We start from the raw sequence: 14098 nt of genomic DNA on the forward strand, positions 1-14098 counted from the left end.
CAGCCGCGCGTGACGGATAAAGGACCGTCTGACAATTGTGCGCCAGCCATCCTCAATGGCGTGCGCCTACCATTCGTTATGCAACGGAAGACCAGCAGGCATCATATGGATCGAAAGCATTCGACGCCTGGCGAACTCGTGGGCCAAGACAACACCGCGAGTTCGCTGGGTTTTGAGGTCATCGATCAAGCATACCGCCCGTGGCAGTGCTTGTACTTCTTGCCACTACCGCACGGGCAGTCCTCGTTGCGGCCGACCTTGCCCCAGCTCGTCGGGTTCTTCGGGTCGCGCAACGCCGCGTCGGTGGATTGGGCGCCGAGGGTGACGCTGGCGAGAGCCATCTCGTCCTCGCCGGTGTTCGGATCGAACTTGTGCGCCTCCATCGGCGGCAGGACGGGGGCCTCCTGCTCCGGCGGGACGATCTCGACGCGCATCAGCTGCGCCGTGACGGCCTCGCGCAAGTGAGCGCTCATCTCCTGGAAGAGATTGAAGGCTTCGGTCTTGTACTCCTGCAACGGATCGCGCTGGCCGTAGCCGCGCAGACCGATGACCTGGCGCAGATGGTCGAGCATGATCAGGTGCTCGCGCCAGAGATGGTCGAGCGTCTGCAAGAGGATGGTCTTCTCGACGTAACGCATCACGTCGGGACCCCATTGCGCGACCTTGGCCGCCATGTGTTCGTCGGCCTTGGTCTCGATGCGAGTCAGCAGCTCCTCGTCGGCGATGCCCTCTTCCTTGGCCCATTCGTCGACCGGCAGGTCGAGATCGAGCACGCGCTTCAATTCGTCCTTGAGCCCGGCGACGTCCCACTGCTCGGCATAGGCATGCTCGGGCACGTGCTTGGCGACGAGGTCGTCGATGAAGGCGTGGCGCATGTCGGCGACGGTCTCGGCGACGCTCTCGTCCTTCATCAGCTCGACGCGCTGGTCGAAGATCACCTTGCGCTGGTCGTTCTGGACGTTGTCGAACTTGAGCAGGTTCTTGCGGATGTCGAAGTTGCGCGCCTCGACCTTCTGCTGCGCCTTCTCCAGCGCCTTGTTGATCCAGGGATGGATGATGGCCTCGCCCTCTTGCAGGCCGAGACGCTGCAGCATGCTGTCGAGACGGTCCGAGCCGAAGATGCGCATCAGGTCGTCTTCCAGCGACAGGAAGAACTTCGAGCGGCCGGGATCGCCCTGACGGCCGGAACGGCCGCGCAGCTGGTTGTCGATGCGGCGGGATTCGTGGCGCTCGGAGCCGATGATGTAGAGGCCGCCGGGCTTCTTCACGGTCTTGGCAGGCTTGCTTCCCTTGGCCGGCTCGACCTCGACGGTCTCCTCGGCCTTCAGCACGATGTCGCGGAAGTGCTCGATATCGGCCTTGATCTGCTCGATCTTCTTGGCCTTCTCGGCCTCGTCGGTGATATCAGCAGTCTCCTGCTGGATGCGCATCTCCAGCGAGCCGCCGAGCTTGATGTCGGTGCCGCGGCCGGCCATGTTAGTGGCGATCGTGATCGCGCCCGGCACGCCGGCTTCGGCGACGATGTAGGCTTCCTGCTCGTGGAAGCGCGCGTTCAGCACCGCGAACAGTTTCGCCGGCTTGCCGGCGCGGGCGGCGGCATAGAGCTTGTCGAGCGCGCCCTCCTTGCCGAAATCGATCTGCTTGTAGCCGTTCTTCTTGAGGAATTCGGCGAGCACCTCCGACTTCTCGATCGAGGCGGTACCGACCAGCACCGGCTGCAGGCGCGCATTGGCGCGCTCGATCTCGGCGAGGATGGCCTGATATTTTTCCTTCTGGGTCCGATAGACCTCGTCGTCCTCGTCGAGGCGCGCGATCGACAGATTGGTCGGGATCTCCACGACCTCGAGCTTGTAGATGTCGAACAATTCGTCCGCTTCGGTCGCGGCGGTGCCGGTCATGCCCGCCAGCTTCTCGTACATGCGGAAGTAGTTCTGGAAGGTGATCGAGGCCAGCGTCTGGTTCTCGGGCTGGACCTGGACGTGCTCCTTGGCTTCCAGCGCCTGATGCAGGCCTTCCGAATAGCGGCGGCCCGGCATCATGCGGCCGGTGAACTCGTCGATGATGACGACTTCGCCGTCGCGGACGATGTAGTCCTTGTCGCGCGTGAACAGCGTGTGAGCGCGCAGGGCCTGGTTGATGTGGTGCACGACGGAGACGTTCTCGACGTCGTAGAGCGACTCGCCCTTGAGCTGGCCGGCATCGCGCAGCAGCGTCTCGATCTTCTCCATGCCGCCTTCGGTCAGCGTCACCGTGCGCTGCTTCTCGTCGACCTCGTAGTCGGTCTTGTCGAGCCTCGGCAGGAAGCCGTCGATGGTGTTGTAGAAGTCGGAGCGGTCGTCGAGCGGGCCGGAGATGATCAGCGGCGTGCGCGCTTCGTCGATCAGAATGGAGTCGACCTCGTCGACGATGGCGAAGAAGTGCGGCCGCTGGACCATGTCCTCGAGCCGGTACTTCATGTTGTCGCGGAGATAGTCGAAGCCGTATTCGTTGTTGGTGCCGTAGGTGATGTCGCAGGCATAGGCCGCCTTGCGCTCGGCATCGTCGAGGCCGTGCACGATCACGCCGGTGGTCATGCCGAGGAAGCCGTAGATCTGGCCCATCCAGCCGGAGTCGCGGCGGGCGAGGTAGTCGTTGACCGTGACGACGTGGACGCCTTTGCCGGCGAGCGCGTTCAGATACACCGCAAGCGTCGCGACCAGCGTCTTGCCTTCGCCGGTCTTCATCTCGGCGATGTCGCCCTCGTGCAGCACCATGCCGCCGATCAGCTGGACGTCGAAATGGCGCTGGCCAAGCGTGCGCTTGGCGGCCTCGCGCACGGTGGCGAAGGCCGGGACGAGGAGATCGTCCAGCGTCTTGCCGTTCGCGAGCTGCTGCTTGAATTCCGCGGTGCGGGCCTTGAGCGCCTCGTCGGAGAGCTTCGAGACCTCGGGCTCCAGCGCATTGATCGCGTTGACGCGGGACTGATATCCCTTCACCCGCCGGTCGTTGGCGGAGCCGAAAAACTTGCGGGCGAGCGCGCCGATCATGCCTGGTTCCTGTGTTCGCGATTCAACCGCGTTGGGCCTAAGAAGTTGTCACCCGCCCGCCTATCAACTCACCGTGACGCTTCGCGGCGTCAGAGCCCGGACTGCGGGGGACATCCGCCATATGGGTGGGAATTGGGCAAGTCTGGGTTCAACGGCCAAAAACGCAGCAAAATAAACGCCATCGCCATGGTCGCGACCGCGCAGAGATATGGCCCGGTCGGGGCCTTGTCAACGGCGGGCGCAGTGCGGCTAATTCATCATTTTGACAGACTTTTCGCGTTGCCAAGCCCCCCTGATTGGGCGAGTGTCCGCCCCGCTCGAGCAGCCCCCTGCTTCAACATAAGGATTTTCCATGACCACCTCGTTCCCGGCAACCCAGCGCTTCCGCTCCGCGTCCGCCCTGGCTGGCAGCCTCGCTCTGGCGCTGTCCCTGGCGTTTGCGGGCCCGCTCCGGGCCGCCGATGATCCGGTGCTGGCGAAGGTCAATGGCGCGGAAATCAAGAAGAGCGACGTCACCATGGCCGAGGAGGAACTCGGGCCGAGCCTCGCCCAGATGGACCCAGCGACCAAGGACGAGAACGTCCTGTCGTTCCTGATCGACATGAAGATCGTCAGCAAGGCTGCCGAAGACAGGAAAATCGCCGACGGCGAGGAGTTCAAGAAGCGCCTGGCCTTCGCCCGCAACCGGCTTCTGATGGACAGCCTGCTCGCCAGCGAGGGCAAGGCCGCCACCACGCCGGACGCCATGAAGAAGGTCTATGAGGAGGCCGCCAAGCAGATCACCGGCGAGCAGGAGGTGCGCGCCCGCCACATCCTGGTCGAAACCGAGGACGAGGCCAAGGCGGTGAAGGCCGAGCTCGGGAAGGGGGCCGATTTCGCCGAGCTCGCCAAGAAGAAGTCCAAGGACCCCGGCTCCGCCGATGGCGGCGACCTCGGCTTCTTCACCAAGGAGCAGATGGTGCCGGAATTCTCGGCCGTGGCCTTCTCGCTGGAGCCCGGCAAGATCTCCGACCCCGTGAAGTCGCAGTTCGGCTGGCACATCATCAAGGTCGAGGAAAAGCGCAACCGCAAGGCGCCCGATTTCGAGCAGGTCAAGGCCCAGATCGAGCAGTATGTGACCCGCAAGGCCCAGGCCGAGTATGTCGCCAAGCTGCGTACCGAAGCCAAGGTCGAGCGGCTGGACCAGCCGGCGGCGGATGCGTCGAAGGACGCCAAGCCGGATGCGAAGCCGTCCGACAGCAAGATGGCGCCGCCGGCGAAGAAGTAAGAATTCGCTGTCACTTCGCGGACGCCAAGTATATCTAACGTCGCAATGGCCGGGGCTCCCCCGGCCATCTGCATGTCCAGACACTACCAAGGCGCCCGCGATGTCCTCCTCCGTCTCTCCGCTCGCCCCCAAAACCGTCCCTGATATGCCCGTGATCGCGGGCATCCGTCTGGCGACGGCCGAAGCCGGCATCCGCTACAAGAACCGTACCGACGTGCTGCTCGCGGTGATGGACAAGGGCACTGCCGTCGCCGGCGTCTTCACCAGGTCGAAGTGTCCCTCGGCCCCGGTGGAATGGTGCCGCGCCAAGCTGAAGGGCGGCAAGGCGCGCGCGCTGGTGGTCAATTCCGGCAATGCCAACGCCTTCACCGGCAAGACCGGCCGCGCCTCCACCGCGCTGACGGCGAAGATCGCGGCCAAGGCGGTCGGCTGCAGCGAGAGCGAGATCTTCCTGGCCTCGACCGGGGTGATCGGCGAGCCGCTGGATGCCACCAAGTTCGACGGCGTGCTCGGCCGCCTCGCCGAAGCCGCCGAGCCCGGCGATTACCTAGCCGCGGCCAAGGCGATCATGACCACCGACACCTTCCCGAAAGTGGCGACCGCGACAGTCAAGCTCGGTAAGGCCAAGGTCACCATCAACGGCATGGCCAAGGGCGCCGGCATGATCGCGCCCGACATGGCGACGATGCTGTCCTTCATCTTCACTGACGCGCCGATCGCGCCCGCCGCGCTGCAGGCGCTGCTCAAGAGCGGCGTCGAGGACACGTTCAACGCCGTGACCATCGACGGCGACACCTCGACCTCCGACACGCTGCTGGCGTTTGCGACCGGCGCCGCCGCCGAGCACGGCGCGCCGAAGATCAGCCGCGCCAGCGACCCGCGCCTGAAGGCCTTCGTCAAGGCGTTCAACCAGGTGCTCGCCAATCTCGCCGAGCAGGTCGCCCGCGACGGCGAAGGCGCGCGCAAGCTGGTCGAGATCACCGTCGAGGGCGCCAAGACCAAGGCCTCCGCCCGCAAGATCGCGATGTCGATCGCGAACTCACCGCTGGTGAAGACCGCGATCGCGGGCGAAGACGCAAATTGGGGCCGCGTGGTGATGGCAGTCGGCAAGGCCGGCGAGCCGGCCGATCGCGACAAGCTGTCGATCTCGTTCAACGGCATCCGCGTCGCCAAGCGCGGCGCGCGCGATCCCGATTATGACGAAGCGCAGGTGTCGGAAGCGATGAAGGCGCCGGAGATCGCGATTCTGGTCTCGCTCGGCCTCGGCAAAGGCCGCGACCGCGTCATGACCTGCGACCTCACCAAGGAATATGTGGCGATCAACGGGGACTACAGGTCGTAGGCCTTCTCCCTCTCCCCGTTCTTACGGGGAGAGGTGAGCGCCCTCATCCGGAGATCCGCGCGTCCGCGACCGCCTTCTTGAACAGCGCGTTCATGGCGTCCGCGATGCCTTGCGTCGGGCTGACCTCGAAATACAGGCCCGGCGAAGCGCAGCTCTGCATGTTCTGTGCGATCTGGCTGTTCGGCGACGGGCCATAGGGGCCGGCATTGAATGGATCGATCCACTTTATGTACCAGGGGTTGGTCGGCAGCGCGAGATACGTCGTGTACAACACCGCGACCTTGACGCCGCGATCCTTCATCGTCTTGCAAAGCGCAGGGTTGAGCGGCGACTGGCACCGCGTGCTGCCCGAGAGCGGTTTCAGGCATCCGGTGTTGCTCTCATCGGCCACGCCGTCGGACACGAAGAACAGATACTTGAGCGGACTGGCCGACGTGCCGCTTCCGGGGGAGCTGATCTCGCCGTTGATCGCGGGAAAGACCGCGGTGAATGGGGTATCTTGATCGTGATTCTCGTTCTGGCCGTTCACCGACATCAAGTCGATCTTGCCGGCCGCCGCCTTGGCGCTGGAGAGAGAGGCCGACAACGAAAACAGACTGCGCAGGCCGAGCGAACTTGCAGAGCCGCCGAAATCATAGATCGCCATTCTGAACTGGTTTGAATAGGTCTCGGTGGCGTTTGCCGTATCCATCAAGGACTCGGTGGCGCTCCGAAGCACGTCGATCCGGGTGGTCACGCCAAGCTTCTTGGCAAGGTCGTAATAGTTGTTCTTGTCCTTGAGATCGTGGCAGGCGAAAGCGCACTTGTCCGACGTGTTGTTGACCATCTTCTGCACGTCGGCCGGGGTCGCACCGACGCCCATCGACGGCGAATTGTCCAGCAGCAGGTAGAAATCGATATAGAGCGGCATGCTGGCCGTCGCCTTCGACGTGCCGCTCAACGTCAGCACCGACTTGCCGATCACGCCGAGGAACATGGTGTTCAAAGTTGCGGTGAACGAAACCGTCGCGGTGACGGTCGAGCCGGACTTGACCACGGTCGGCGTGAGGCCGGTCAGCGTGTAGCCGGACTGACTGGCGCGATTGGCATTAAAAATGTTCGTGGCGTCCGTGATGCCGACCGAAATCGAGCCGTCCGCAGTCATGTTGCCGGCGGCCTTGAAGGCGGGCGAAGCCTTGGCGATCGAACCGACACTGGCGGCATCCGCCGCGGCCTGAAGCTTGGACCGGATCATCGTCGCGCGCGAATAGTCGATGGCGCAGCCGACCGCACTGATCAGGGGAACGCAGGCGAGCGCGAAAATCACCGCGATATTGCCGCTCCGGTCGTGGACGAACCGGCGGACGAGAACCGAAGGCGCAGCGCGCATGAGGTGGCCTGGAGTGGTTTAAAGAGTTCCCACTCTAGGAACTGCGGATTAAATATGACTTATGGTGACCTTGGAAACGTAGACTGCAACGAGGTTAACAAACCGTTGCAAACGATCTCAGCGAGCGACAGACGCGCATGGCCGATCTCAAACTGACACTGGTGGTGGCCTGCGCGCTCGTCGACGCCGACAAACGCGTCCTGATCGCGCAGCGCCCGGAAGGAAAGGCCCTGGCCGGCCTGTGGGAATTCCCCGGCGGCAAGCTCGAGCCGGGCGAGCGGCCGGAGCAGAGCCTGATCCGGGAGCTTCATGAGGAGCTCGGCATCGACGTCGCCGAGCCGTGCCTCGCGCCGCTGACCTTCGCCAGCTACGGTTACGAGACCTTCCATCTGCTGATGCCGCTCTATATCTGCCGGCGCTGGGAGGGGTTGGTCACCGCACGCGAGGGCCAGAACCTTGCCTGGGTCCGCGCCAACAAGCTGCGCGATTACCCGATGCCGCCCGCGGACATTCCGCTGATCCCGCATCTGATCGATTTGTTGATGTGAGGTCGAAGGGTACCGCTCTCTGGCGTCATGCCCGGGCTTGTCCCGGGCATCCACGGCCTTCGTGCCAGCCTGAAAGACGTGGATGGCCGGGACAAGCCCGGGCATGACGCAAGAGAAAGATCACTCCTTCCCCGCCTTCTTCACCGCCTCCGCCAGGCTCGCTTTCGCCGACCCCGGCTTCAGCGGCTGCTGCTGGCTCGCATGCGGAGCCCAGCCCGAGAGCCAGACGATGTCGAAGGTCGCGCGGATGCGGCCGTCGGCATCGGCAAAACGCTCGGCGTAGATCTCGGCCATGCGCAGCAGCGTCGCGCGGCGCGTCGGTGTCCGCCGCCGCTCGATCAGCACGTTGGCCGCACCCATGCGGCGGAGATCCTGCATCAAGGCGAACGCATTGGCATAGCGCACCACGACACGGTCGACGTCGGTCACCGGCAGCGCAAAGCCCGCCCGCTGCAATAGCGCACCGATGTCGCGAAGGTCAGCGAACGGCGCCACGCGCGGCGACACACCGCCCTCGCATTCGGCTTCCGCCGCGGCAAAGGCCTGCCGCAGCTCGGTGAGGCTGTCGCCGCCGATCATGGCAGCAAGCAGCAGCCCGTCCGGCTTGAGTGCCCGGCGGATTTGCGCGAGCACGCCCGGCAGGTCGTTGACGTATTGCAGCGCCAGCGCCGAGACGACGAGATCGAGGCTCTCAGGCGCGAGGGACAACTTCTCCGCGCCGGCCGCGTCGAGCGCGATGTGTTCGATGGAGGGAAGCCGCGTGCGCAACGCCGCCAGTCCCGCGCCGGGCGTCCAGAGGTCGGCGGGAGCGTGAAACTCCCGCATCACCGCTGCCAAGCGGTCGGACATGTCCTCGGCGACCCGCTCGAGCAGGAATGTGACCGCGCCTTGGGCCTGGGCGCGCTGCTGCCGCCTCTGCAGCAAGGCACGATCAAACAAGGCGGGCGGGATTTGAGCGGTCCGGACCATGCCGCTGGTTACGCCGATCTCCACAGTTCTGGCAATCCGCTGCGTGCAGCGTTAGCCTCCCCACATGGAAGCCGACGCTCCCCCCATCCGTTCCATCGCCGCACCGCTGCGGAGCGCGTGGACGGCCGGCCGCCACGTGCTGGCGCGGGCGGCGCGGCTCGCGCTCGACATCGCCCTGCCGACACAGTGCGTATCGTGCCGGGAGCCGGTTGATGGCGAGGGCGTTTGCGCTTCCTGCTGGGCGCGGCTGTCGTTCATCGAGCGGCCCTATTGCCCGCGGCTCGGCATTCCCTTCGTCTACGACCCCGGCCCCGAGATGCTGTCGATGGAGGCGATCGCGAGCCCGCCGGCTTACCAGCGCGCTCGCGCGGCGGTGCGCTACGACGACGTCGCGCGCACGCTGGTGCATGCGCTGAAGTATCAGGACCGTACCGATCTGGCGCCGGCCATGGGCCGCTGGATGGCGCGCGCGGGCGGCGAGTTGCTGACCGGCGCCGACATGCTGGTGCCCGTGCCCCTGCATTGGCGGCGGGCCTGGCGGCGCCGTTACAACCAGTCCGGCGCGCTCGCGCGCGTCATCGAGCGACAGAGCGGGATCAAGGTGCGGGGCGACGTGCTGCGGCGGGTGCGCGCCACCGAGCAGCAGATCGGCCTGTCGCGGGCCCAGCGCGCCACCAATGTGCAAGGCGCATTCCAGGTATCTCCCGGCCGTCAGGCCGAGATCCAGGGCCGCCGCGTTGTCCTGATCGACGATGTCCTGACGTCAGGGGCTACGCTCGACACCTGCGCGCGGGCCCTGCTCCGCGCCAAGGCGGCCCAGGTCGACGTGCTGGTCTTTGCCCGGGTTGTCGAGAGCGGGCCCCGTCCCATATAATTCAATGAATTCATGACATGAGAGCGCCAGACGAATGACTGCTGCTGTCGAGATCTACACCCGGCCGGGCTGCGGCTATTGTTCCGCCGCCAAGTCACTGCTGACCCGCAAGAAGGCGACCTTCACCGAATTCGACGTCGCCAAGAACCCGTCCTGGCGCCAGGAAATGTACGGCCGCGCCGGCCAGGGCTCGACCTTCCCGCAGATCTGGATCGGCGGCACCCATGTCGGCGGCTGTGACGACCTCTATGCGCTCGATCGCGAAGGCAAGCTCGATGGCATGCTCGAAAGCGTGAAGGCGGTATCATGAGCGAGAACCGCACGTTCACCGCCGCCATGGTGCAGATGCGCACCGGCCTGATGCCCGGGCCGAGCCTCGAGCAGGCTACGAAGCTGATCCGGCAGGCTGCGGCCGATGGCGCCGATTACGTGCAGACACCCGAAGTCAGCAACATGATGCAGCTGAACCGCAAGGCGCTGTTCGAGCATCTCCAGAGCGAAGAGGACGATGCCTCGCTGAAGGCCTACCGGGCGCTCGCGGCGGAGCTGAGGATTCACCTCCATGTCGGCTCGCTGGCGCTGCGCTTCTCGCCGGAGAAGGCGGTCAACCGCTCCTTCCTGATCGGGCCCGAGGGCAATGTGCTCGCGAGCTACGACAAGATCCACATGTTCGACATCGAGCTGCCGGACGGCGAGAGCTATCGCGAATCCGCCAATTACCAGCCGGGCGAGACCGCCGTGATCTCGGATCTGCCCTGGGGCCGCATCGGCTTGACGATCTGCTACGATGTGCGCTTCCCGGCGCTGTACCGTGCGCTCGCAGAAAGCGGCGCCTATTTCATCACCGTGCCGTCCGCCTTCACCCGCAAGACCGGTGAAGCGCATTGGCACGTGCTGCTGCGAGCCCGTGCGATCGAGACCGGCTGCTTCGTCTTCGCCGCGGCGCAGGCCGGCACCCACGAGAACAAGCGCGAGACCTACGGGCATTCGCTGATCATCGATCCTTGGGGCGAGATCCTCGCCGAAGGCGATGTCGAGCCGGGCATCATCATGGCTAGGATCGACCCGGCCAAGGTCGAGACCGCGCGCCGGGCGATTCCCTCGCTCCAGCACGGCCGCCGCTTCGGCGTCTCCGATCCCAAGGCCGGGCCGGACCATTTGCACCTCGTGCGGGGCTCGGCATGATCCGCTACGCGCTCCACTGCGACCGCAATCACGCCTTCGAAAGTTGGTTCCAGAGCTCGTCGGCCTATGATTCGCAGGTGAAGCGCAAGCTCGTGACCTGCCCGATCTGCGGCTCAGCCAAGGTCGACAAGGCGATCATGGCGCCGCGCATCGTCGGCAAGAAGGGGCGCGGCCGCGCCACGCCGTCGCCGGAGCCCGTGGCCGCGACCACACCCGAGGCTGCGCCGTCAGGGCCGACCTCGCTGCTGATGGCGCAGGAGCGCGAGCTGCGCGCCAAGCTGAAAGAGCTGCGCAACCACATCGTCAAGAACGCCGACAATGTCGGTGAGCGCTTCGCCAACGAAGCCCGCGCCATGCATTACGGCGACAAGGAGCACCGCCCAATCTATGGCGAAGCCTCGCCCGAAGAGGCGAAGTCGCTGATCGACGAAGGCATCGAGGTCTCACCGCTGCCGACGCTGCCGGAAGACCGGAATTAAGCTCCCACCAGCACAGCGACGCCCAGGACAATCAGCGCAATGCCTGCAAGCTCGCGCGGCGCGATCGGCTGCTTGAACGAGTAATACGCCACGGCTTGCGCGAACAGCACCTCGATCAGCGCGAGCGTGCGGACGTTGGCGGCCGCCGTCAGCGCAAAGGCGAGGAACCAGAATTGCGAGGCGAAGGCGCCGATGAAGCCCGCGAGCATCGACGGTCGCCATAACCTGAGGATTCCTCGCAGCACGTCCGGCGTGCGCCAGAGCAGGTAGATCGTCAGGATCAACGTCTGCACGAACAGGCCGAGCACCAGCGTGATTGACGCCGCGGTCACGAAGGACACGCCGGGCACATTGATGATGGCGCCGCGAAAGCCGACCGCTGACAGCGCGAAGGCCGCCGCGGCAACGAGGCCGGTGATGGTCGGCTTCAGCTCGGCAAAGCTCTTGTCGCTGCCGGGGCGGAGCGCGGTGATGACGACGCCGACGGTGGCGATCATGATCGCGAGCACCTTCAGCCAGGTCAGGTGATCGCCGAGGAAGACGAAGCCGAAGATCGCGGTCTGGATCGCCTCGGTCTTCAGGTAGGCCGTCGTCACGACAAACGAGCGGTCGTTCATCGCGAGCAGCATCAGGCCGGTGGCGACGATCTGGCTGAGCGCGCCCAGCAGCAGCCATGGCCAGAACACGGCTGGCGGCGCGCTGAGATGATCGCCGGTCGCGAGCAGCACCAGCCCCAGGAACAGCAGCGAGAACGGAAAGCCGAACAGGAAGCGGATATTGGTCGCGCCCCAGGTCCCCAGCGGCTTCGTCAACGACCGCTGCATCGCATTGCGCGCGACCTGCCCGAGCGCGGCAATGATGGTGAAGGGAATCCAGAGGCTGGCGATGGTGAACATGGGGTGGCGGGCGCGAGGATCCGGGCCAACGTGCCGCTAGCGGTGGAGCAGGTCAATCACACGGATGTCATGGGTGCGATGCTCTCGCACAAACTCGGTGCCCGCGAACGCAGGGACGACGGTTGTGATGTGGCGTCTGCCTAAACCTGCGGCTTGGCCGTCGCGCCGCCATACCGTCGGCGATAGATCCACATCCCCACGCCCAGCACGATCGCAACCCCTGCAACGGTCAGCATCCAGATGTGCTTGCCGACATGCGCATGATGATGCAGCCCGGCATATTCATGCAGGGCCGACACGGCCAAGACGCCCGGCAGCACATGGGCGGGCGCCCAGGCCAGGATCGCCGGGATGTTCACGGCATAGAATTTCGTGGGCGCCATGCCCAGCGCGCCGGCGGTCACGGGCACGAAGGCGCGGATCGGCGGCACGAAGCGGGCGAAGAACACGGCCCAGGTGCCGAAGCGGTTGAAGAAGTTTTCGCTCTCCGCGACCACGCGTCGATAATTGGTCAGCGGCCAGGTGTTGAGGATCTCGCGCTGCCGCCTGTGCCCGATCCAATAGGCCGCCCCGTCGCCGAGTACGGCACCAGTTGCGGCCGCCAAGAGCACCCATGGCAGCTGCAATTCGCCGCCGGGGATCAGGGCGCTCAGCGCCAGGATGATGGTCGAGCCGGGGATCACCGATCCCACCACCGGAACGGCTTCGAGCAGCGCCGCCAGGAACAGGGTCAGATAGGCCAGCCACGCATGGGCGGAAACGAAGGCGATGAGGGGATCGAGAAAGGACGTCACGTCGTCTCTTGTAGGGCTGGAGCATGAGGGCTTCGGACCCTACATAAGTAACTGCATACGGCCAAAGTACCATTCGCAGGGATTGGGCGCGACCCGCCCGAATTTCGGCGTGATTCGCAAGGCAGCCCTCCAAAAACTGCGTTCCTTGCCTATCTAAATGAAAAGACAACGGAACTTTGATTGGTGGGCGGGCTTCTGCCGGCTCGTTGTCTCTGATAGGTTGATTTTCAGCACCCAGCCGCAGCCAACGTGCGAATAACCGGTTTCGGGACCGCCCGGGACCTCGGAGGATTGATGACGACCGCCGCCCTGTCCAAAGTTGAGGAAGTTTCCGGCCTGCCCGACATGAAGGTGTCGGTGCGCCAGGTGTTCGGGATCGACAGTGATCTCGAAGTCCCGGCCTATTCCGAAGTCGATCCTCATGTGCCCGAAGTGGATTCCGATTACCGCTTCGACCGCGCCACCACGCTGGCCATTCTCGCGGGCTTTGCCAGGAACCGCCGCGTGATGGTGACCGGCTATCACGGCACCGGCAAATCCACCCATATCGAGCAGGTCGCGGCACGTCTGAACTGGCCCTGCGTGCGCGTCAACCTCGACAGCCACATCAGCCGTATCGACCTCGTCGGCAAGGACTCGATCGTGGTCCGCGACGGCAAGCAGGTCACCGAATTCCGCGACGGCATCCTGCCCTGGGCGCTGCAGAACAACGTCGCGCTGGTGTTCGACGAATACGACGCCGGCCGCCCGGACGTCATGTTCGTGATCCAGCGCGTGCTGGAGGTTTCGGGCCGCCTGACGCTCTTGGACCAGAACAAGGTGATCAAGCCGCATCCGGCGTTCCGGCTGTTCGCCACCGCCAACACCGTCGGCCTCGGCGACACCTCGGGCCTCTATCACGGCACCCAGCAGATCAACCAGGGCCAGATGGACCGCTGGTCGATCGTCACCACGCTGAACTATCTCAGCCACGACGAGGAAGTCGAGATCGTGCTGGCCAAGGCCAAGCACTATCGCACGCAGGAGGGCCGCGACATCGTCAACAAGATGGTGCGCCTCGCCGATCTCACCCGCAACGCCTTCGCCAATGGCGATCTGTCGACGGTGATGAGCCCGCGCACGGTGATCACCTGGGCGGAAAACTCCGACATCTTCGGCGATATCGGCTTTGCGTTCCGCGTCACCTTCCTCAACAAATGCGACGAGCTCGAACGGCCCTTGGTCGCCGAGTTCTACCAGCGCTGCTTCAATGCGGAGCTGCCGGAATCGGCAGTCAACGTCGCGCTGAGCTGATCTCTCACGGTGTGTCGTCCCGGCGAAGGCCGGGACCCATACCGCGTGATGTCTCG

13 protein-coding genes are annotated in these 14098 nt (G+C 64.9%); 8 read left to right on the top strand and 5 right to left on the bottom strand.

Annotated features, from left to right (window positions below):
* Positions 1 to 185: 185 nt before the first annotated feature.
* Complete coding sequence (secA, locus tag I6F16_RS32260; RefSeq protein ID WP_109141738.1) at positions 186 to 3026, bottom strand: preprotein translocase subunit SecA; 2841 nt, start codon at positions 3024 to 3026, stop codon at positions 186 to 188.
* 352 nt (positions 3027 to 3378) lie between these two features.
* On the opposite strand from secA, the gene I6F16_RS32265 reads away from it, so the two are divergent.
* Both I6F16_RS32265 and argJ read left to right on the top strand, forming a co-directional pair.
* Positions 3379 to 4293: a peptidylprolyl isomerase gene (locus I6F16_RS32265; RefSeq protein WP_109141737.1), complete on the top strand. Its 915-nt coding sequence runs from the start codon at positions 3379 to 3381 to the stop codon at positions 4291 to 4293.
* 100 nt (positions 4294 to 4393) lie between these two features.
* Positions 4394 to 5635 (top strand): bifunctional glutamate N-acetyltransferase/amino-acid acetyltransferase ArgJ, encoded by a 1242-nt coding sequence (argJ, locus tag I6F16_RS32270; protein WP_036014660.1) that lies wholly within the window; start codon positions 4394 to 4396, stop codon positions 5633 to 5635.
* A gap of 43 nt (positions 5636 to 5678) precedes the next feature.
* Here the strand turns inward: argJ and I6F16_RS32275 are convergent, their stop codons facing one another.
* The gene (locus I6F16_RS32275) at positions 5679 to 7004 is read right to left on the bottom strand and encodes a TadE/TadG family type IV pilus assembly protein (RefSeq protein ID WP_225113639.1); all 1326 of its coding nucleotides are present in this window, start codon (positions 7002 to 7004) and stop codon (positions 5679 to 5681) included.
* Positions 7005 to 7141: 137 nt separating this feature from the next.
* On the opposite strand from I6F16_RS32275, the gene I6F16_RS32280 reads away from it, so the two are divergent.
* Positions 7142 to 7552 carry a (deoxy)nucleoside triphosphate pyrophosphohydrolase gene (locus I6F16_RS32280; protein ID WP_225113640.1) on the top strand — a complete coding sequence of 137 codons (411 nt, stop codon included), beginning with the start codon at positions 7142 to 7144 and terminating at the stop codon, positions 7550 to 7552.
* Between the two features lie 120 nt (positions 7553 to 7672).
* Here I6F16_RS32280 and I6F16_RS32285 read toward each other — a convergent pair whose 3' ends face one another.
* Positions 7673 to 8521, bottom strand: coding sequence for a methyltransferase domain-containing protein (locus I6F16_RS32285; protein ID WP_225113641.1), 849 nt, complete (start codon positions 8519 to 8521; stop codon positions 7673 to 7675).
* A gap of 64 nt (positions 8522 to 8585) precedes the next feature.
* Between I6F16_RS32285 and I6F16_RS32290 the strand changes: the two genes are divergently transcribed.
* Genes I6F16_RS32290 through I6F16_RS32305 form a run of 4 tightly spaced genes read left to right on the top strand, consistent with a single transcriptional unit; the run spans position 8586 to position 11059 of the window.
* Entirely contained in the window at positions 8586 to 9395 is an 810-nt protein-coding gene (locus I6F16_RS32290) for a ComF family protein (RefSeq protein WP_225113642.1), read from the top strand.
* Between the two features lie 34 nt (positions 9396 to 9429).
* Positions 9430 to 9705 carry a glutaredoxin 3 gene (gene grxC / locus I6F16_RS32295; protein WP_036026245.1) on the top strand — a complete coding sequence of 92 codons (276 nt, stop codon included), beginning with the start codon at positions 9430 to 9432 and terminating at the stop codon, positions 9703 to 9705.
* Positions 9702 to 10580, top strand: a complete 879-nt coding sequence (locus I6F16_RS32300) for a carbon-nitrogen hydrolase family protein (RefSeq protein ID WP_225113643.1) — start codon at positions 9702 to 9704, stop codon at positions 10578 to 10580. The genes grxC and I6F16_RS32300 overlap by 4 nt, the downstream gene beginning before the upstream one ends.
* Positions 10577 to 11059, top strand: a complete 483-nt coding sequence (locus tag I6F16_RS32305) for a DUF1178 family protein (protein WP_225113644.1) — start codon at positions 10577 to 10579, stop codon at positions 11057 to 11059. The genes I6F16_RS32300 and I6F16_RS32305 overlap by 4 nt, the downstream gene beginning before the upstream one ends.
* Here I6F16_RS32305 and I6F16_RS32310 read toward each other — a convergent pair.
* Positions 11056 to 11955: an EamA family transporter gene (locus I6F16_RS32310; protein ID WP_225113645.1), complete on the bottom strand. Its 900-nt coding sequence runs from the start codon at positions 11953 to 11955 to the stop codon at positions 11056 to 11058. The two genes, I6F16_RS32305 and I6F16_RS32310, sit on opposite strands and share 4 nt — an antisense overlap.
* 140 nt (positions 11956 to 12095) lie before the next feature.
* A complete protein-coding gene (locus I6F16_RS32315) occupies positions 12096 to 12749 on the bottom strand; it encodes a DedA family protein (RefSeq protein WP_225113646.1) in 654 nt (217 codons plus the stop codon).
* 294 nt (positions 12750 to 13043) lie between these two features.
* On the opposite strand from I6F16_RS32315, the gene cobS reads away from it, so the two are divergent.
* Positions 13044 to 14042, top strand: coding sequence for a cobaltochelatase subunit CobS (gene cobS, locus I6F16_RS32320; RefSeq protein ID WP_025032652.1), 999 nt, complete (start codon positions 13044 to 13046; stop codon positions 14040 to 14042).
* Positions 14043 to 14098: the final 56 nt, after the last annotated feature.

Origin of the sequence: Bradyrhizobium sp. IC4060 (assembly GCF_020193715.1) — a bacterium.
In the GTDB taxonomy this organism is placed as follows: Bacteria; Pseudomonadota; Alphaproteobacteria; order Rhizobiales; family Xanthobacteraceae; genus Bradyrhizobium; species Bradyrhizobium yuanmingense.

Bases quoted from the DNA above. Each gene is read 5' to 3' on its own strand.
- I6F16_RS32290 (WP_225113642.1), top strand. From the start codon at position 8,586: ATGGAAGCCGACGCTCCCCCCATCCGTTCCATCGCCGCACCGCTGCGG.
- I6F16_RS32310 (WP_225113645.1), bottom strand. From the start codon at position 11,955: ATGTTCACCATCGCCAGCCTCTGGATTCCCTTCACCATCATTGCCGCG.
- argJ (WP_036014660.1), top strand. From the start codon at position 4,394: ATGTCCTCCTCCGTCTCTCCGCTCGCCCCCAAAACCGTCCCTGATATG.
- I6F16_RS32275 (WP_225113639.1), bottom strand. From the start codon at position 7,004: ATGCGCGCTGCGCCTTCGGTTCTCGTCCGCCGGTTCGTCCACGACCGG.
- I6F16_RS32280 (WP_225113640.1), top strand. From the start codon at position 7,142: ATGGCCGATCTCAAACTGACACTGGTGGTGGCCTGCGCGCTCGTCGAC.
- I6F16_RS32305 (WP_225113644.1), top strand. From the start codon at position 10,577: ATGATCCGCTACGCGCTCCACTGCGACCGCAATCACGCCTTCGAAAGT.
- secA (WP_109141738.1), bottom strand. From the start codon at position 3,026: ATGATCGGCGCGCTCGCCCGCAAGTTTTTCGGCTCCGCCAACGACCGG.
- I6F16_RS32300 (WP_225113643.1), top strand. From the start codon at position 9,702: ATGAGCGAGAACCGCACGTTCACCGCCGCCATGGTGCAGATGCGCACC.
- I6F16_RS32285 (WP_225113641.1), bottom strand. From the start codon at position 8,521: ATGGTCCGGACCGCTCAAATCCCGCCCGCCTTGTTTGATCGTGCCTTG.
- grxC (WP_036026245.1), top strand. From the start codon at position 9,430: ATGACTGCTGCTGTCGAGATCTACACCCGGCCGGGCTGCGGCTATTGT.
- cobS (WP_025032652.1), top strand. From the start codon at position 13,044: ATGACGACCGCCGCCCTGTCCAAAGTTGAGGAAGTTTCCGGCCTGCCC.
- I6F16_RS32265 (WP_109141737.1), top strand. From the start codon at position 3,379: ATGACCACCTCGTTCCCGGCAACCCAGCGCTTCCGCTCCGCGTCCGCC.